This is a genomic window from Calditerrivibrio sp., assembly GCA_026415135.1.
Taxonomy (GTDB): domain Bacteria; phylum Chrysiogenota; class Deferribacteres; order Deferribacterales; family Calditerrivibrionaceae; genus Calditerrivibrio.
The window spans coordinates 1-17,753 of record JAOAHS010000028.1 but is presented as its reverse complement, the minus strand read 5'-3'; the positions used below and the strand labels follow the sequence as shown (position 1 = coordinate 17,753).

At 37.6% G+C, this 17,753-nt stretch carries 19 protein-coding genes; 18 read left to right on the top strand and 1 reads right to left on the bottom strand.

Annotation, left to right across the window (positions count from 1 at the left end; genetic code table 11):
* Positions 1-46: 46 nt before the first annotated feature.
* The 7 genes from N3C60_05075 to N3C60_05045 are packed head-to-tail and all read left to right on the top strand — an operon-like array spanning position 47 to position 5,336.
* Complete coding sequence (locus tag N3C60_05075; protein ID MCX8084276.1) at positions 47-1,276, top strand: LL-diaminopimelate aminotransferase; 1,230 nt, start codon at positions 47-49, stop codon at positions 1,274-1,276.
* 16 nt (positions 1,277-1,292) lie between these two features.
* A complete protein-coding gene (fmt, locus tag N3C60_05070) occupies positions 1,293-2,213 on the top strand; it encodes a methionyl-tRNA formyltransferase (GenBank protein ID MCX8084275.1) in 921 nt (306 codons plus the stop codon).
* Positions 2,206-2,979, top strand: coding sequence for a DUF116 domain-containing protein (locus N3C60_05065; protein ID MCX8084274.1), 774 nt, complete (start codon positions 2,206-2,208; stop codon positions 2,977-2,979). The genes fmt and N3C60_05065 overlap by 8 nt, the downstream gene beginning before the upstream one ends.
* Positions 2,976-3,836 carry a zinc metalloprotease HtpX gene (gene htpX / locus N3C60_05060; protein ID MCX8084273.1) on the top strand — a complete coding sequence of 287 codons (861 nt, stop codon included), beginning with the start codon at positions 2,976-2,978 and terminating at the stop codon, positions 3,834-3,836. Before N3C60_05065 ends, htpX begins: the two co-directional genes overlap by 4 nt.
* Before the next feature lie 53 nt (positions 3,837-3,889).
* On the top strand, positions 3,890-4,693 hold the full coding sequence (gene thiF, locus N3C60_05055; protein ID MCX8084272.1) for a sulfur carrier protein ThiS adenylyltransferase ThiF: 804 nt from the start codon (positions 3,890-3,892) through the stop codon (positions 4,691-4,693).
* Positions 4,690-4,890 (top strand): sulfur carrier protein ThiS, encoded by a 201-nt coding sequence (gene thiS, locus N3C60_05050; protein ID MCX8084271.1) that lies wholly within the window; start codon positions 4,690-4,692, stop codon positions 4,888-4,890. Before thiF ends, thiS begins: the two co-directional genes overlap by 4 nt.
* A gap of 11 nt (positions 4,891-4,901) precedes the next feature.
* Positions 4,902-5,336: a TlpA family protein disulfide reductase gene (locus N3C60_05045; GenBank protein ID MCX8084270.1), complete on the top strand. Its 435-nt coding sequence runs from the start codon at positions 4,902-4,904 to the stop codon at positions 5,334-5,336.
* On the opposite strand, the gene N3C60_05040 is transcribed toward N3C60_05045, so the two are convergent.
* Positions 5,333-5,815 carry a cyclic nucleotide-binding domain-containing protein gene (locus N3C60_05040; GenBank protein MCX8084269.1) on the bottom strand — a complete coding sequence of 161 codons (483 nt, stop codon included), beginning with the start codon at positions 5,813-5,815 and terminating at the stop codon, positions 5,333-5,335. The genes N3C60_05045 and N3C60_05040 overlap by 4 nt on opposite strands.
* Positions 5,816-5,873: 58 nt before the next feature.
* Between N3C60_05040 and N3C60_05035 the strand changes: the two genes are divergently transcribed.
* From N3C60_05035 to N3C60_04985, 11 genes are all read left to right on the top strand, one after another.
* Positions 5,874-7,250 (top strand): class II fumarate hydratase, encoded by a 1,377-nt coding sequence (locus tag N3C60_05035; GenBank protein MCX8084268.1) that lies wholly within the window; start codon positions 5,874-5,876, stop codon positions 7,248-7,250.
* A complete protein-coding gene (gene pxpB, locus N3C60_05030; protein MCX8084267.1) occupies positions 7,247-7,984 on the top strand; it encodes a 5-oxoprolinase subunit PxpB in 738 nt (245 codons plus the stop codon). The genes N3C60_05035 and pxpB overlap by 4 nt, the downstream gene beginning before the upstream one ends.
* Complete coding sequence (locus tag N3C60_05025; protein ID MCX8084266.1) at positions 7,968-8,912, top strand: biotin-dependent carboxyltransferase family protein; 945 nt, start codon at positions 7,968-7,970, stop codon at positions 8,910-8,912. The genes pxpB and N3C60_05025 overlap by 17 nt, the downstream gene beginning before the upstream one ends.
* A complete protein-coding gene (locus N3C60_05020; GenBank protein ID MCX8084265.1) occupies positions 8,893-9,633 on the top strand; it encodes a LamB/YcsF family protein in 741 nt (246 codons plus the stop codon). The genes N3C60_05025 and N3C60_05020 overlap by 20 nt, the downstream gene beginning before the upstream one ends.
* 9 nt (positions 9,634-9,642) lie before the next feature.
* Positions 9,643-10,602, top strand: a complete 960-nt coding sequence (locus N3C60_05015; protein MCX8084264.1) for a TRAP transporter substrate-binding protein — start codon at positions 9,643-9,645, stop codon at positions 10,600-10,602.
* Positions 10,603-10,604: 2 nt separating this feature from the next.
* Entirely contained in the window at positions 10,605-11,075 is a 471-nt protein-coding gene (locus N3C60_05010) for a TRAP transporter small permease (protein ID MCX8084263.1), read from the top strand.
* Positions 11,068-12,363 (top strand): TRAP transporter large permease subunit, encoded by a 1,296-nt coding sequence (locus N3C60_05005; protein ID MCX8084262.1) that lies wholly within the window; start codon positions 11,068-11,070, stop codon positions 12,361-12,363. The genes N3C60_05010 and N3C60_05005 overlap by 8 nt, the downstream gene beginning before the upstream one ends.
* Before the next feature lie 6 nt (positions 12,364-12,369).
* The gene (locus N3C60_05000; GenBank protein ID MCX8084261.1) at positions 12,370-14,037 is read left to right on the top strand and encodes a response regulator; all 1,668 of its coding nucleotides are present in this window, start codon (positions 12,370-12,372) and stop codon (positions 14,035-14,037) included.
* A 94-nt stretch (positions 14,038-14,131) separates the two neighbouring features.
* Positions 14,132-15,136, top strand: coding sequence for a TAXI family TRAP transporter solute-binding subunit (locus tag N3C60_04995; GenBank protein ID MCX8084260.1), 1,005 nt, complete (start codon positions 14,132-14,134; stop codon positions 15,134-15,136).
* A gap of 57 nt (positions 15,137-15,193) precedes the next feature.
* A complete protein-coding gene (locus N3C60_04990) occupies positions 15,194-17,224 on the top strand; it encodes a TRAP transporter permease (GenBank protein ID MCX8084259.1) in 2,031 nt (676 codons plus the stop codon).
* 206 nt (positions 17,225-17,430) lie between these two features.
* Positions 17,431-17,622, top strand: coding sequence for an AAA family ATPase (locus N3C60_04985; GenBank protein MCX8084258.1), 192 nt, complete (start codon positions 17,431-17,433; stop codon positions 17,620-17,622).
* Positions 17,623-17,753: the final 131 nt, after the last annotated feature.

Genomic DNA, 17,753 nt, shown 5'->3' with positions numbered 1-17,753 from the left:
ATGCTTTCAAACATGTATAATACGACAAAAAAGATTTGGAGGAAAGATGAGCGAATTTATGCAAAACATAATTGCTGAGAGACTTGGTGGTAAAATGTTTGGTAAGGATACCAAAATCTACAAGTTTGAAAAGATAAAAAGAGCTAAAAGAGCTGCATTAGAAGCTAATCCTGAGGCGGAGCTTATCGATATGGGGGTTGGGGAGCCGGATGATATGGCGGATATCTCAATTGTTGAGACATTATGCACTGAAGCGAGAAAAAAGGAGAATAGGTTTTATTCTGATAATGGTATCCAGGAGTTTAAAGATGCTGCAGCAGAGTACATGAAAAAGAGATTCGGGGTAGACATCAACCCTATCACCGAAGTTAATCATAGTATAGGTTCAAAGCCTGCTCTTGCAATGATCCCTTTTTGCCTTATTAATCCTGGAGACTATGCACTGATGACGGTACCAGGTTACCCTGTGACTGGGACCATCACAAAGTATATCGGTGGTGAAGTATATAATATGCCTTTATTAAAGGAAAACAACTTTCTTCCTGACTTGGATACTGTACCTGAGGATATTGCTAAAAAGGCTAAGATACTGTATATAAACTATCCAAACAATCCCACTGGGGCTATTGCACCAGTGAGTTTTTTTGAAAAGGTAGTAGCTTTTGCTAAAAAGTATGACATCGCGGTAATTCATGATGCTGCATATATAGAGCTAACCTATGGTGAGAAACAGGAATCCTTTTTGTCTGTGCCTGGAGCAAAGGAAGTGGGGATAGAGATCCACTCTTTATCCAAATCTTTTAATATGACTGGGTGGAGAATGGCTTTTGTTTGCGGTAATGAGGTTTTGGTAAAAGCATTTGCTACGGTAAAAGATAACAACGATTCTGGCCAATTTATCCCTATACAAAAAGCTGCGGCTTATGCATTAAGAAACCCACAGATCATCTCTGGGATTACTGATAAGTATAAAAGAAGACTTAAAAGGGTTGCAGAGATACTTAGGAAAAATGGTTTTTTTGTAAACGAGCCAAAGGGGACTTTTTATCTCTATTTTGAAATTCCAAAAGGGACGAAAAGTGGTAGAAAGTTTAATAATGCTGAGGAGTTTTGCGATTTTCTCATAAGGGAAAAGTTGATATCGTCGGTGCCCTGGGATGATGCAGGTAACTTTTTAAGGTTCACAGTTACCTTTGAAGCAAAGGATCTTCAAGATGAAGAGCGTATTTTAAATGAGATCGAAAAAAGGATATCCAGCGAAGAGTATGTATTTTAGTTGTATTGGAGGATAGATGAAAATAGTGTTCATGGGGACTCCTGAGATGGCTGTCCCCACTCTTGATAGACTGGTGGGAAATGGATATGATATACCTCTTGTTGTTTGTCAACCAGACAAGCCTAAGGGTAGAGGTAACAAACTACAACCACCACCTGTGAAGGAGTATGCATTGGCAAAGGGATTAGAAGTCTTCCAACCAGAAAAGTTGAGGAACAATCTGGAGGCTATCCAAAAGATTGCTGATGTTACCCCTGACTTTTTGGTTGTTGTTGCTTATGGTAAGATTTTGCCAAAAGAGGTCCTGGATATCCCCAGATATGCCCCGATAAATGTCCATTTCTCGCTGCTACCAAAGTATAGGGGAGCTGCCCCTGTAAATTGGGCTATTATAAATGGTGAACAAGAGACTGGTGTGACAACAATGAAGATGGATGAGGGGCTTGATACTGGTGATATACTTCTTATGAGGAGTTTACCGATATCCCTTGATGATACAGCGATAACCCTTTCGGAAAAATTATCAGTTTTGGGTGCTGAGCTTTTGATTGAGACATTGAAAAGATACGATAATATAACACCTATACCACAGGATCATACCAAACATACATACGCTCCCATCATAAAAAAAGAGGATGGGAAGATCGATTTTTCAAGACCTGCAGAAGAGATAGAAAGAATGATTAGGGGTTTTCAACCTTGGCCAACAGCGTATGCCTTTTATAAAGGGAAGATGGTGAAATTTTTTAAGGGGGAGGTCATAGATATCAAAGGAGATCCTGGAAAGGTATTGGAGGTAACAAAGAATGACTTTACGATAGGTTGTGGTAACAGGGCACTAAAGGTGTTGGAACTACAGTTGGAAGGGAAAAATAGAATGAATACGAAGAGCTTTTTAGCTGGGAACAACATCGATATTGGAGATTTATTTGAATAACGCTCTAACTCCAGAGAGAAAAAGGATCTTCATCTTTTTCCTTTTTTGTACATCCCTTGTTGTTATCCTTTTTATAGGGGTTATATGGTATGTATCCTTCAAAGGTTTAGGGGAGATTTCATCTTTTTTGGGTATGTTGTTTACTGCTGTTGTAGCTTTTATTGGATTTTTTCTGTTTTTTTCCACGCTCATTTTGGTTTTTGCAATGGTATCTGGAAAGCAATCCAAGTTAAGTATAAAGCTAAGGGGTATAGTTACGAAGCTATTGTTTCCTATAGTCTTAAAATTAGCCAAATTTTTTAGAATTGACAAGGACAAAGTCATAAGATCCTTCATCGCTGTGAATAATGAACTTGTCTTAGAATCCATCAAGTCTAAAAAAATAAATAACCTTCTTATACTTTTACCCCACTGTATACAGTTGGAAAACTGTGAATTAAAAGTTTCACACAATATATTAAATTGTAAAAAATGTGGCAAATGTGACATAGGTGATCTTGCAAAATTATCTGAAAAGTATAATTTAAATATCAAAGTTGCCACTGGTGGTACAATAGCAAGACGAATAGTAAAAGATACAAGGCCTGAGTTGATCATAGCTGTAGCTTGCGAAAGGGACATGTTAAGTGGTATTCAGGATACATATCCACTACCGGTAATCGGATTGATAAATGATAGACCATTTGGTCCATGTATCAATACAAAAGTGAGTGTTGCAATGATAGAGAAAACACTGATGGAGATAAATTATAAGGAGGTAACATGAACACTTTAAAAACAGCCCTACTGATGACACTTTTGACAATCCTTTTCCTTTTGATAGGTAAAATGTTAGGTGGACAGCAAGGTATGATCATGGCACTTGTAATTGCTTTAGCCATGAACTTCTTTTCATATTGGTTTAGTGATAAGATAGTGCTCAAAATGTATGGAGCAAGGGAAGTGACAGAAGCTGAAGCTCCAAATCTTTATAACATGGTAAGGAGAATTGCCTCAAAAGCCCAAATCCCTATGCCAAAGGTGTATATAATGGAAACACCAACACCAAATGCCTTTGCAACAGGTAGAAACCCTGAAAATGCTGCTGTAGCGGTAACTACTGGGATATTACATCTTTTGGAGCCTGAAGAGCTTGAAGGGGTTATAGCCCATGAGATAGCCCACATAAATAATAGAGATATTCTAATAGGTACTATTGCTGCTACCTTTGCTGCAGCGATAATGTTTTTGGCAGACATGGCAAGATGGGCTATGATATTTGGCGGATCAAAGAGTGATGAAGAGGAAGGTGGTAATCCACTTTCTGCAGTTGGAGCAATACTGGCGATGATTATTGCTCCTTTGGCTGCTACCCTTATTCAGATGGCTATTTCTAGATCAAGGGAATACTTAGCTGATGAGACTGGGGCAAGATATTGTGGTAATCCAAGAGCTCTTGCTTCGGCACTAAAAAAGATTGCTTATGGTAATGAAGCGTTGCCGATGGATGCAAAGCCTGCCACTGCACATATGTTTATTATGAGTCCTCTAAGTGGTAGCAGTATCCTACATCTTTTTTCCACACATCCACCTATTGAAAAGAGGATAGAACGTTTGGAAGCCATGGCAATGGGAAGGATATAATAGCGGGTAGTATTACCCGCTATTTTCTAAATAACTAAATGGGGAAGGCTTGATTGATAAACATTTCACTAAACGGCAATATAATAGAGATAGAAGATGATTCTACAGCATTTAGTATAAGGGAAAGGTATAAACCTGATGCGGATATAATAATACTAAACGGGTTTCCAATCACAACAGATGCCCCATTGAAAAGGGGTGATATACTTTTTCTTATCAAAAGAGGGGATCAACCAACACCTTCAGAGATCGAATATCTTTTGGTATCCAGACATACTCCAGGTATTTATGAAAAGCTGAAAAAAAGCTCTGTTGTAATAGCAGGAGTAGGTGGTCTTGGTTCCAACGTGGCGGTTTCCCTTGCAAGAATGGGGGTTGGGCGGTTGAGATTTGTGGATTTTGATGTGGTGGAACCATCTAACCTTAATAGACAATATTACTTTATAGATCAGATAGGGCAGAAAAAGGTCTATGCCCTATCTGAAACCCTTAAAAGAATAAATCCATATCTAACCTATGAGCCTATTGATATCCGTATAGATTTGTGTAATATGCACACACTATTTTATGATTTTGACCTTGTAATTGAAGCCTTTGATAGAGCTGAAGAGAAGGCTAAACTCACCTCTTTCATGCTAAAGGAGCTACCTGATAAATATTATATAGCTGCTTCAGGGGTTGCGGGATATGGAAATACTGATACAATCAAGGTGAGAAGGATAAAGGAAAGGTTTTTTTTGGTGGGTGACTTTGAAACGGAAGCCAGACCTGGTATGGGGCTTATGGCACCGAGGGTCGGTGTTGCAGCTAATATTCAAGCAAATCTTGCTGTAAGGATATTATTGGGGGATATATGACTGTAAAGGTAAATGGAAATTATATTGAAATAAGCTCCCAAAAAAATCTTGCTGAGCTACTGGATGAGCTAAATCTATCAAAGAAAAATGTAGTGGTGGAGTTAAATCGGGAAATAATAGAAGTATCTAATTACAATAGCACCTATTTAAAAGAAGGGGATGTATTGGAGATCATTCATTTTGTAGGTGGAGGATAAAAGTTACCTGAATGAAGAAGATATTTCTTACCGTTTTGCTTCTTATTTCGGTAGGTCTTCGTGCAGAGGTAAGGGAGATAGATGGGCATAATTTCTCTGGTTTATTATTGCAGGGGTATAATAAGACTGTTGTAGTTTTTTGGGCTGTGTATTGCCCCTATTGCAAAGCACTTTTAAAGACACTAAATGAGAATTATGAATATTTTAGAACACAGAAAATAAATATAATTGCAATATCGACGGATAAAAACCCCCAGCTTGTGGACGATTTCGTTAGAAAAAATGGATTCCATTTTAATGTTTATATTGACAAGGGGGATTTGAAAAAGAAATACAACGCTTATTATATCCCTATGACAGTTATATTCGATAAAAAAGGTGAGTTGGAGGATACTTTCCCAGGTAACAAGAGTTTTGACCAACTCAAGGAATATCTCAACGATTAGGTTATTGCACTGATGACTGAAGCCTTTATGATATTTTTGATCCTTTCCTCTACTTTGTAAAGTCTATCTGCTAAAGTTTTTGCTAAAATATAGGAAAACTTTCCAAAGGCAAGGGGGTAATCATTTTTAAATCTGATCAGACTGTCCCTTGTCATGGATAGTAAAGTGACATCTGTTTTGGCAAAGGCATTGGCAGATCGTGGATATTCGGTTATTATAGCCATTTCTCCAAAAAAATCACCCTTTCTAAGGGATGATATGAAGAAGATGATTTCATCAGATATGGACTTGGATATACCTATTTCCCCTTCAATGATAAAATAAAACTTGTTTCCAAATTCACCTTCCTTTATAATAGTGGAGACCTTTGGGAAAACTTCGAGCTGGCAATAGCTTATAAGAGCAGTGAGCTCATCATTTGTAAGGTCTAAAAATTTAGGTTCCGTCCTTAATATTGAAAATATTTTTTCATTTGTCATTTTCAACTCCTGTGTTATAATTTTAATATAAAAAAATTAAATCTTCAAGGGGTAATATATGGAATATAGAATAGAAAAGGACAGTATGGGAGAAATGAAAATACCAGAAAATGCTTATTGGGGGGCTCAAACAGCAAGAGCTAATGAAAACTTTGTTATCTCTGGAGAAAGGCTGCCAAAGGAGTTTATAAAAGCTGTGGCCATTATTAAAATGGCAGCAGCAACCGCAAATCTGCAATTGGGTCTTTTAGATGCTAAAAAAGTTGATGCCATAATAAAAGCCTCCATTGAGGTAATAGAGGGTAAATTTGATGATCAATTTCCCCTCGATATATTCCAGACAGGTTCTGCAACCTCCACAAACATGAATGTTAACGAAGTCATAGCAAATAGAGCATGTGAGCTTTTAGGTGGTAAGAAAGGGGATAAAAAGTTATGTCATCCAAATGATGATGTAAACAGATGTCAATCCAGTAACGACGTCATCCCCAGTGCTATTCATATATCGTTTATCATGGAGAGTAAAAAATTAGTGGATGCTTTAAGTAGTTTGGAAAAGGTACTAACCCAGAAGGTGGAAGAGTTTGCAGATATAATAAAGATAGGTAGAACCCATCTTATGGACGCTGTTCCGATGACGTTGGGGCAGGAGTTTTCTGGATACCTTTATCAGATCAAGAATTCTAAAAAGCGTCTTATCGATGCGGAAAAATACCTCCTTGAGTTACCGTTAGGGGGAACGGCATTGGGGACAGGCCTAAATGCTGATCCATATTTTGCAAAATTAGCTATTAAGGAGATATCTGGCTATACTGGTATTGAGTTTAGGCAAGCCGAGAATCTTTTTGAAGGGATAGCCACAAAGGATGCTACAGTCTTCTTTGCTGGAGCTATGAACACCCTATCTGTATCCCTCATGAAGATAGCCAACGATCTTAGACTTTTGAGCTCTGGGCCCAGATGTGGGATTGGTGAAATAGAATTACCATCTCTCCAGCCCGGTAGTTCGATAATGCCGGGTAAGGTTAACCCAGTAATACCCGAGGCCACTATACAGGTGGCAGCTGAGGTGATGGGTAACGTTCATACGATATCGATAGCTGGTGCAAGTGGTTTATTGGAGCTAAATGTCATGATGCCTTTGATAGCTTATAAAGGTTTATGGTCGTTGAAGCTTTTGACAAATGTAGTGGATGCCCTTTCTACTAAATGTATAAATGGGATAACAGCCAATAGGGATAGATGTGAGGAGCTTGTGGATTGGTCTATGGCAATTGTTACTCCTTTAGCTTTAAAATTGGGGTATGATGAGGCTGCTCAAATAGCTTATGAAGCATTTAAGGAGAAGAAGACTGTTAAGCAGGTTGTGCTTGAAAAGGGTTTGATGGGGGAAGAGGAAGCAAAAGAGTTTTTTGATCCTAAGAAGATGATATGAAAGACTACATGGTTGAACAGTTAACAGACAGTAAGATAAAAATCTTTCTGGGAAACAGTATAGATTTAATGGTCAATGTTGCTGTTAATAGTCTTGTAGAGGTTATTAAAGCAAATATGGGGGTGCTTAATATAATTACCAGCTATAGCTCTTTGTATATTCATTTTAAAGAACCTGTAGATATGATTTATCTGAAAAAAATTATAGAGAATTGTGGAAGTACAAAGAGAGAAGATGTTATGGAAAAAGAGATCTTGGTAACAGAGATCCCTGTATGTTATGACGACGAATTTGCTTTGGATAAAAAGGAGGCTGAGTTAATTACAGGTTTGGATTTTCTTGAAATTGTAAACCTACACGTTAGTAGGGTTTATTATATATACTTTTTAGGGTTTTTACCTGGTTTTCCATACTTGGGTGGTCTAGATAAAAGGATCCATATGCCCCGAAAGAGTCAACCGAGACAGCTGGTAAAAGCTGGTTCTGTAGGGATTGGTGGCACCCAAACTGGGATTTATCCCCTTGATAGTCCTGGTGGATGGCAAATAATAGGTAGAACACCATTAAAGCTTTTTGATAAAAATAGAGGAGAGCCCTTTTTATTTGCTTCAGGTCAGGGTGTTATGTTTGTTTCCATTGACAAAAAGGGATACGAAACGATAAAAAAAGGTGAATTTACTCCCAAGAGATACCCTGTAAAGATAAAGGATATCGATTATGATAGAAGTACTTGATCCTGGGTTTTTCACCACTGTTCAGGATAGAGGTAGATTTGGTTTTGGTCAATATGGTGTTCCCCAATCTGGAGTTATGGATGACTATTCCTATGAGCTTGGGAACATACTTGTTGGGAATAGTGCTGGTGAGGCTGCGTTGGAGTTTACTCAAAGGTGTGGTGCCTACAGGTTTGGAGAGGATGCTATAATCTGTCTAACAGGTGCTGATTGTGGCTTTAGCATCAACGATACAAAAATTAGGACTTTTAAAACATATCAGGTTAGAAAAGGTGATCTCTTAAAGGGGGAAACTGCTGTTTCTGGTTTTAGGTCATATCTTTGTATAAAAGGTGGAATTGATGTTGAGCCAGAACTTTCCAGTAGATCAACTTTTACAAGAGGTGCCATCGGTGGGCTTGGTGGGAGACCCTTAAGAAAAGGTGATTTGCTACCGGTGAAGCCTCTGTTGAGTAATAACAAGGTAGGATTTTCACTTTCTTTTGAACTTTTACCAGTATTCAATGCCGAAATGATAAGATTTGTCCCTTCTCAAAGAAACAAAGATATTGAAAAATTTTGCAGAGTTAAATATTATATCTCTATGGAATCTGACAGAATGGGTATAAGGTTAAAATATTGTGAACCATGTGACATGGGAGGTACCTATGATACTATTACAGAACCCACTGTGCCCGGAACAATCCAGATTACCAATTCGGGTGAGCCTATTGTTTTGATGAAAGATTGTCAGACAACCGGCGGGTATAAAGTACTTGGTTATGTTATAGAAAACGACTTGAGTAGGTTAGCCCAGATGAGACCCCATCATAGATTTTATTTGGTGCCTGTTTCCTATGAAGAGTCGCTCAAACATTTTTATAGACGAAGGAAGCTGTATAAAAAGCTCAGTGTCATTATGGAGATATATTATGCCAGTAGATCTTAATTGTGATTTAGGTGAAAGTTTTGGTGCCTATAAAATGGGCAATGATGAAGAAGTGATCAAGTATGTGGACAGGGTGAATGTTGCGTGTGGTTTTCATGCTGGTGATCCACAGGTTATGGATGTCACTGTAGCTTTGGCAAAAGAATACGGTGTGAAGGTCGGCGCCCATCCTTCGTATAGAGATCTTGTTGGTTTTGGTAGAAGGTTTTTAGACGCTACTCCGAAGGAGGTGGAAGCAGATATCCTATATCAAATATCAGCGTTGGCTGGTTTTTGTGCAAAACATGGAGTTAAGATGGATCACGTAAAACCCCATGGAGCTTTATATAACCATGCTGCTATAGATTATGGCACAGCTCTTGCAATTGCAAAAGGGGTAAAATCTTTTGATCCTTCTTTGAAGATGGTTGTTTTGTTTAATTCTGAGATGGTTAGAGCGTGTGAAGATGTGGGGCTTGGATATTTACAGGAAGCATTTGCTGATAGACAATATGACATTAACGGTAGACTTGTGAGTAGAAAAGTACCAAATGCTGTTATAGAAGATGTGGAGGTGATCAAGAGAAGGGTTGAGATGATGATTAAAGAGCATGTAGTTGAGACCATTGACCACAAAATAATTCAGATCAATCCAGATACTATATGTGTACATGGGGATAATGAGAATGCTATAACCATAACAAAGGAGTTGAAGATATTGATCAAACAAATATGTAAATAGGAGGTAAGAATGAAAAGAATTTTGGTTGTTACGTTTTTGCTTCTTTTTGGTTGTTTTGCTTTTGCTTCGGAGAAATGGGATATGCCCACACCATATCCTGTAGCTAACTTTCACACAGTAAATATTCAGAAGTTTACTGAGGATGTGGATAAGCTGACGGGTGGTAAAATCAAGATAACAGTACACCCCAATGCATCCTTATTTAAGATGACAGAGATCAAAAGAGCTGTGCAGACTGGTCAAGTTCAGATTGGAGAGGTTATCTTTTCTTCCCTTGAAAATGAAGACCCAATTATGGGTATCGACTCAATACCTTTTTTAGCTACAGGTTATGACAAAGCTGAGAAGTTATGGCAGGTTAGTCGTCCTACAATAGAGAAGAGGTTTGAAGCACAAGGTTTGAAGATACTTTTCTCGGTTCCATGGCCACCACAGGGGCTTTATACTAAAAAAGATGTAAACGGGGTTGAGGATCTCAAAGGTCTAAAACTTAGATCGTATAATCCCACAATCTCAAGGATAGCTGAACTGGTGGGTGCTCAGCCTGTGACAATTCAGGCAGCTGAGCTTGCACAGGCTCTTGCAACAGGAGTTGTAAATGCTTTTATATCCTCATCTGCCACAGGAGTGGATACCAAAGCTTGGGAGACCATGACCCATTTTTATGACATAAAGGCTTGGCTCCCTAAAAATGTAGTTTTTATGAACAAAAAGATATTTGATGCCCTTCCAAAGGATCAAAAAGATGCTCTTTTGAAGGCGGCTGCAGATGCTGAAAAAAGAGGTTGGGCTATGAGTCAGGAAAACTATAATACTACAAAGAAAACCCTCTCAGAAAAGATGAAGGTGTTGGAGCCTTCTGCAAAATTACAGGCTGATCTGGCTAAAATAGGTAAAACTCTCACTGATGACTGGCTTAAGAAAGCAGGAAAAGATGGGGAACTCCTGATACAGGCATTCCAAAAATGATCATGGATAAAATCTATAGATATGCCCTTTGGGTAGCTGCTGTAGCTAATGCGGCTACCCTCCTAACGATAGTTTTAAGTATAGTTGTTAGACTGTTTGGTACATCTATACCCGGTTTGGATGCCTATGCAGGTTACTTTTTAGCAACCACATTCTTTTTAGCCTTAGCTGAAACTTTCCACAGAAACGAACATATAAGGGTTTCGATAATTTTAAACGCCCTAACACCATCTAAAAAAAGGTACCTTGAAATATTTGCAACCTTTGCAGCTCTTTTTATAGTGGGTTATATCCTTTTTTATGCTGGTAAGATGGTCTATTTCTCTTTTATTTTTAAAGATATATCCCAGCTTCCGGATGCTACCCCGCTTTGGATACCCCAAATTGCATTTGTTTTGGGGATGGGAGTATTTATGATGAGTGTTCTGGAAAGGCTTTTTAGACTAATTTTTAAGAAGGATGGCTATGAATGAGGTAACGGTTTCGGTATATTTGATCATTATTTTGTTGTTCTGGCTTGCTTCAGGTCTTTGGATCGGGCTTGCTCTGGCATTAGTGGGTTATCTAGGGATGCTCCTTTTTACCAGCAGACCTATTGGTGATAGTATGGTGATGACTATTTGGGGATCCATGTCGAGTTGGACTTTGACTGCTTTACCGATGTTTGTATGGATGGGTGAAATTCTGTTTAGAACAAAGTTGAGTGAGGATATCTTTAAGGGTGTATCGCCATGGGTTGAAAGGATTCCTGGCAAACTTCTGCATGTCAATATCCTTGCATGTACTATCTTTGCCGCTGTTTCTGGCTCTTCTGCAGCCACTACAGCTACAATTGGTAAAATAACAATACCAGAGCTTTCAAAGCGTAAATACCCCGAAGAAAAGATTATAGGCACTTTAGCTGGAGCTGGCACATTGGGTTTTCTCATACCACCATCGATCATCATGATTGTGTATGGGGTAGCGGCAAATGTATCCATTGCTAAGCTCTTTATAGCTGGAGTAGTGCCAGGTCTTACCCTTGCCGCGATTTTCATGATTTATATAATCGTTTGGTCTTTTTTCAATAAGGATAAGATCCCTTCAGAAATAACGGGGCTAAGTTTATTAGATAAAATTAAATCCTCTAAAAATCTCATATTGCCGGTGTTACTCATCATAGCTGTATTGGGATCCATATACTCAGGTATAGCAACAGCTACTGAAGCCTCAGCAGTGGGTGTAGTAGGGGCGCTTATAATAGCATATTTTCAAGGAACACTGACGTTCCAGACGTTTAAAGAGAGTCTTTTATCAGCTACAAGGCTTTACTGTATGATTGCACTAATTCTTGCTGGTTCTTCATTTTTGAGTCTCTCCATGGGTTTTATTGGACTACCAAGACACATGGCTGAGGCTATATCTGCTCTTAATCTGCCACCGTATGGTTTGATTATTGTTTTAACAATATTTTATATTATCTTAGGTATGTTTATAGATGGTATCTCTATGGTTGTTTTAACAATCTCTGTTTTATTGCCAGCCATAGAGCAATCTGGGATCGACCTTATCTGGTTTGGAATATTTCTCGTAATTGTTGTTGAGATGGCACAGATTACACCACCTGTAGGCTTCAATCTTTTTGTCATTCAAGGGTTAACTGGTAAGGATATGGCTTATATCGCAAAACAGGCTTTACCTGCTTTTTTTATGATGTGTTTTTTGGTATTGATAATTTTTATTTTTCCAGATATAGTTCTTTATCTACCAAAAAAGATGTAGATAGGGATGAGCGAACTTAAAAGTTTTTTAAAAAATCTAAACCTTCTTATTGTTGACGATGATAAAGTCTCTGCTTTGGTTATAAAACGCTATTTAGAAAGTATCTTTAATACCGTTCACATTGCTGAAAATGGGAAGATAGGTCTGCTTGCGTTTTTACAAAATAAGTTTGATATTATTGTGGCCGATGTTTATATGCCGGAGATGGACGGTATTGAGATGATCAAACAGATCAGAAAAGTGGATTTAGAAGTACCTATTGTTGTTATAACATCCTCCGACAGTATAAACGATATGAAAGAGTTGTTAAACCTGGGGATTGGTAGGTTTATTCAAAAGCCGATCACTAAAAGTATGTTGATTTCGGCTCTTCTTGATGCCTCAAGTAGGGTACTTTTAAAACAAAGATTGATTAAAGAAAAGGAGATGGAAATTGAGCTACTGCGCTATAGGGAAAAGTATCACACTAATCAACAAAACATGGCTTATAAAAAGGAGCTGAGCTTACTTTTAAATGACATAGAAAAGAAAAAAATCATGATTGGTGATGATTACTATCTGTTTAACTCTTTTTATAGACCTATGGAGATTTTATGTGGGGATGCTTTTACTTATAGATATTTAGGGGATGGTATTATTTTTGGCGTCATTCTTGATACAATGGGAAAAGGGTTGTCTGCTTCTGTTACTTCTGTTTTATCGATAGCGTTTTTAAACCACTCGGTAGATAAAGGGCTTGAAAACAACGATTTTAATTTTGCAAAAACGTTGGAAAGCTTTTTGGACTACGTAAAAAAGATATTGTTGCCTGAAGAGATGCTTTCAGCTTCTTTTTTCTTACTTGATCTAAATAAAGGTTTGTGTGCCTATACCCACTGCGGGATGCCTTCTATGCTGATTAAGGATGCTGGTGGAAAAGTTACAGAGATTCAGAGTAATAATCCACCTTTGACTAAGTATTCACAAACAATGAATATCTCTTCACTTAGTCTTAAAGATTTTGATTCTATGGCTATATGTTCCGATGGTCTTGTGGAAAGCTATGTGAATGGTCAAGGTGTATATTTGAATGAAGTGAACAATGATTTTAAGGCAAGTCTCTTTTATAATAATTTTGAGCAGAGGTTTTCAGAGAAGATTTTGACATTTAATGATGATGTCACAATATTTTATATCAAAAAATCAAATTTCAAAAAAGTGTGGGAGATTAAGACAGAGCTAAATACATGCATGGATGAGATAAACGTATTTCTAAAAGAGATGGAGGAGTTTTTATCTTCAAAAAAATTAAAAGAAGAGGTTTTGGCGAAGATAAGAGTATCTTTATATGAGTTTCTGATGAATGCCTATGAACATGGAAATCTTGGCATTGATGTAGACCAGAAACATAAACTGATCAAAAATAACCTCTTAGAAAAGTATTGTTTGGAAAAAGAAAAGATGTGTTGCAAAAAAATATTTGTCAAATACGGTGTCTATGAGCATAACAATAACTATATCTTTTCTTCAACCATTACCGATGAAGGGGATGGTTTTTCACTGAATATGACTAACAGAGCATTAGAAAATCCTGATTTCTATTGTGGTAGGGGGATAGTATTGTCAAATACCTTTGTTGATGGTCTGTATTACAATCTAAAAGGGAACGAGGTTACCTTCTTAGTTAAGCTATAATTAAAAATGTTTGTGGTTTAATGAGGTGCATTTTGATTTAGAGTAGTATGTTTTTTTATGGTATAATAGTGTTAAGAAGACAAAGGAGGTAAAAATGAAAAAGTTTGTTGTTGCTTTACTGTCTATGTTTGTTTTTCTAATGAATGGGGTATTATTTGCTGATGACAAAAATCTTATAATTGCCACAGCTACCCCAGGTGGGACATATTATCCTGTAGGTGTTGCTATTGGTACGCTTATTAGTATTAAGCTAAAAGCATCTCACGGTATTCAGGCAACAGCAATAAACTCGGCAGGTTCTGGTGAAAATATTTCTATGATGAAAAAGAAAGAAGCAGATCTCGCACTTTTACAATCCCTTTTTGCGTTAGAGGCGTATGCGGGTGAAGGGTTATATGCCGGAAAACCTGAGAGGGATTTTAGGGCAATTACTATGCTCTGGCAGAATGTGGAGCATTTTCCAATCCTAAAAGAGTATGTTACCACTGGGACTATTATGGATCTCAGAAATTTAAAAGGTAAGCCTTTCTCAATAGGTAAAAGAGGAAGTGGTACTGAAGGATCTGGCAGAACAATCTTAAAAGCTTTGGGTATCGATGTGGACAAAGAGTTTAAGCTGGAATATTTAGACTACAATCAATCTATTCAAGCTATGATGGATAAAAGGGTAGGAGCTGCTAATATTCCAGCTGGTGTTCCTGCAGCTGCGATTACACAGCTATATGCTCAGTTGGGTGAAAAGGGTGCTATAGTTCTGGACTTTACTGATGATCAGCTAAAGAAGATAAGGGCAAGCTACCCAATCTGGACGAGGTATGTTATTAAAGCTGGTACATATCCAGGACAGTCAAAGGATATCAAAACGATAGGACAGCCAAATATCCTCGTTGCAAGAAAGGATTTGTCAGAGGAGACTGTTTATTTGGTAACAAAAACAATTTTTGAAAACCTTCAGTTCCTTACAAATATCCATCCAGCGACAAAAGAACTAAGTCTAAATGAGGCCTTAGACGGATTGCCTGTACCACTTCATCCCGGTGCATATAAATATTACAAGGAAAAAGGCCTTACTATACCAAAAGAGCTCATGCCTCAGTAAAGTAAAAGGTGGGTATAACCCACCTACCCTTGTAAATCAATATCTTTAGGAGATATTATGAGTGAAAATAAAGAAGGTGTAATTCAGGATAGATCAGGTGAAAGTGTTACAAATAAAAGGGAACTTACAGGCTTTACAGATAAATTTGTGTACTGGTTTGCTGTGGCAACTTCTGTACTACATCTTTGGTATAATAGTTTTGGTATCCTTCCAGAATTAAAGCTTAATGCTATACACTATGGGATGATGCTTTTTATGGGTTTTCTTATCTTTCCATTGAGTAGTAAGAAGCCTAAAGAAACGTTCAAAATAGATCTCATCCTTGCTATCCTATCTGCCATGGCTGCTCTTTATTTGCTTATTTTTGAAGAAGCCCTGAACCTGAGAAATCAGGAAGTTAACACCTATGATCTTATAGCAGCATCAATAGCCATAATTTTACTTCTTGAAATAACAAGAAGGACCACAGGCTGGACGATACCTATCATCTCATTACTTTTTATTGCTTATGCACTTTTTCTTGGGAAGTATCTTGGAGGACTATGGAATTTTCCTGGTGTTAGTTTGTCGAGATTCCTCTATAGAATGTATTTTGCTCCTGATGGTATTTTTGGTTCTGTAACGACAATTTCATCAACATTTGTTTTCTTGTTTGTGCTTTTTAGTTCATTTATGGTTAAATCTGGTGCTGGTGACTTTATCTTAAAACTGGCAATTTCTTTGTTTGGGCATACGACTGGCGGACCTGCAAAGATGGCAATTTTTGCCAGTGCTCTCATGGGGACAGTGTCTGGTAGTGCTGTGGCAAATGCAGTTGGGACAGGTTCGATAACTATACCTTTGATGAAAAGTATGGGTTACAAACCCAAATTTGCTGCAGGTGTAGAAACCGCTGCAAGTACAGGGGGGCAGATAATGCCACCTATAATGGGTGCCGGCGCCTTTATAATGGCCCAATGGACACAGGTACCTTACACAAAGATCGTTATGGTCTCAATCATACCTGCGATAATGTATTTTTTGAGTGTAGGATTTTTTGTCCATCTGGAAGCCAAGAAATATAACCTAAAAAAGATTCCAAAGGAGGAGTTGCCTGATTTTAAAGAGGTTTTTAAAGAAGGATGGCAGTTTTTTATACCGTTGGTAGTTTTGATCACCTTATTGATGATGAATTTTACACCTACCTTTGCTGCATCTATAGGTATTATATCTGTGGTTTTTAGTAGCTGGTTAAACAGAAAAACTGCGATGAAACTAAAGGATATTTTAGATGCTCTGGCATTAGGTGGGAAAAATATGATTAATACAGCAATAGTACTAATGTGTTCTGGTATAATTGTGGGTATTGTATTACTAGTTGGTATGGGGATAAAGTTTTCCATTTTGATAGCTGATTGGGCTGGTGGTAGTCTATTTCTTGCAATCATTTTTGTGGCACTTGTGTCACTTATTCTTGGAATGGGCTTGCCTGTAACAGCTTCATATATAGTCTTGGCTGTTTTAGCTGCTCCTCTTTTAGAGTCCCTAATGCTGAAAGATTACTTTATAAATGTATTGAAAATGCCAGCAGAAGTTCTAAAGGATCCAAATGTCATCGCTGGGTTGAAGGCAATGGTTCCTCCAGACATGGCTGTAGGAGCACTTTTGTCAGCACATCTATTGATTTTTTGGTATTCTCAGGATGCAAATGTCACTCCACCTGTAGCTCTGGTGGCTTATGCTGCTGCAGGTATTGCTGGTAGTAAGCCATTTGAAACGGCTATGGAGTCTTGGAAATTAGCTAAGGGGCTTTATCTTATACCACTTATGTTTATCTACGATCCAGCAATACTGTTTTTTGGACCTTTGGACAGAACGATAGAAAATATTATTACAGGAACGCTGGGGTTACTAATCCTAGCAATATTCTTTGAAGGTTATTTTATGAGATTTTTAAACTGGGCTGAAAGGATTATTTATGCAATTATGGGTGTACTAATGATATGGCCAGAGAGGATTAGTAACTATATTGGTATCTTAGGTTTTGTAATATTGACGGTGATAATATATCTGTCAGTAAAAAAAGAGAAAAGGCTAATTGGTGCTTAGACCAAAACAAGAAGACATGGATAAAACTGTGTCTTCTTGTTAGAAATAGTAAGGTATCAGAATATCGTATAGAAGATAAATTATTGAAATACTACACTACAGATGCTGAATTAATTATATGAAAAAGAAACTTCCCATAGATCAGTCCAGTTTTGAGCAGATTATAAAAAATAACAACCTCTATGTTGATAAAACTAAATATGTCTATGGATTTAATCACATCCATCCAGTTTAATTTACTTTCTCGCCCTCACCGGTTTGGAAAATCTTTGTTGGTATCCACGCTGGAGCAGGTCTTTAAAGGGAACAAAGATCTTTTTAAGGGGCTATGGATATATGAGTCAGATTATGATTGGGGATTTTATCCAGTTTTAAAAATAGACTTTAGTCAGATTTAAGAGTTTTTCTTAGGATGAGTATAATGTTTATAAGAAGATATATGACAAGTTATCAGTAGGTGATGTGGCTGGATTTATTTCTGTTGTAAGTTCGATATTTGCATCTATCCCTTATGAGGAAGGTATTAGGT

Excerpts from the sequence above, each read along its gene's own strand:
- N3C60_05075 (MCX8084276.1), top strand. The coding sequence starts at position 47 with ATGAGCGAATTTATGCAAAACATAATTGCTGAGAGACTTGGTGGTAAA.
- fmt (MCX8084275.1), top strand. The coding sequence starts at position 1,293 with ATGAAAATAGTGTTCATGGGGACTCCTGAGATGGCTGTCCCCACTCTT.
- htpX (MCX8084273.1), top strand. The coding sequence starts at position 2,976 with ATGAACACTTTAAAAACAGCCCTACTGATGACACTTTTGACAATCCTT.
- thiS (MCX8084271.1), top strand. The coding sequence starts at position 4,690 with ATGACTGTAAAGGTAAATGGAAATTATATTGAAATAAGCTCCCAAAAA.
- N3C60_05045 (MCX8084270.1), top strand. The coding sequence starts at position 4,902 with ATGAAGAAGATATTTCTTACCGTTTTGCTTCTTATTTCGGTAGGTCTT.
- N3C60_05040 (MCX8084269.1), bottom strand. The coding sequence starts at position 5,815 with ATGACAAATGAAAAAATATTTTCAATATTAAGGACGGAACCTAAATTT.
- N3C60_05035 (MCX8084268.1), top strand. The coding sequence starts at position 5,874 with ATGGAATATAGAATAGAAAAGGACAGTATGGGAGAAATGAAAATACCA.
- pxpB (MCX8084267.1), top strand. The coding sequence starts at position 7,247 with ATGAAAGACTACATGGTTGAACAGTTAACAGACAGTAAGATAAAAATC.
- N3C60_05025 (MCX8084266.1), top strand. The coding sequence starts at position 7,968 with ATGATAGAAGTACTTGATCCTGGGTTTTTCACCACTGTTCAGGATAGA.
- N3C60_05015 (MCX8084264.1), top strand. The coding sequence starts at position 9,643 with ATGAAAAGAATTTTGGTTGTTACGTTTTTGCTTCTTTTTGGTTGTTTT.
- N3C60_05010 (MCX8084263.1), top strand. The coding sequence starts at position 10,605 with ATGGATAAAATCTATAGATATGCCCTTTGGGTAGCTGCTGTAGCTAAT.
- N3C60_05005 (MCX8084262.1), top strand. The coding sequence starts at position 11,068 with ATGAATGAGGTAACGGTTTCGGTATATTTGATCATTATTTTGTTGTTC.
- N3C60_05000 (MCX8084261.1), top strand. The coding sequence starts at position 12,370 with ATGAGCGAACTTAAAAGTTTTTTAAAAAATCTAAACCTTCTTATTGTT.
- N3C60_04995 (MCX8084260.1), top strand. The coding sequence starts at position 14,132 with ATGAAAAAGTTTGTTGTTGCTTTACTGTCTATGTTTGTTTTTCTAATG.
- N3C60_04990 (MCX8084259.1), top strand. The coding sequence starts at position 15,194 with ATGAGTGAAAATAAAGAAGGTGTAATTCAGGATAGATCAGGTGAAAGT.
- N3C60_04985 (MCX8084258.1), top strand. The coding sequence starts at position 17,431 with ATGGATTTAATCACATCCATCCAGTTTAATTTACTTTCTCGCCCTCAC.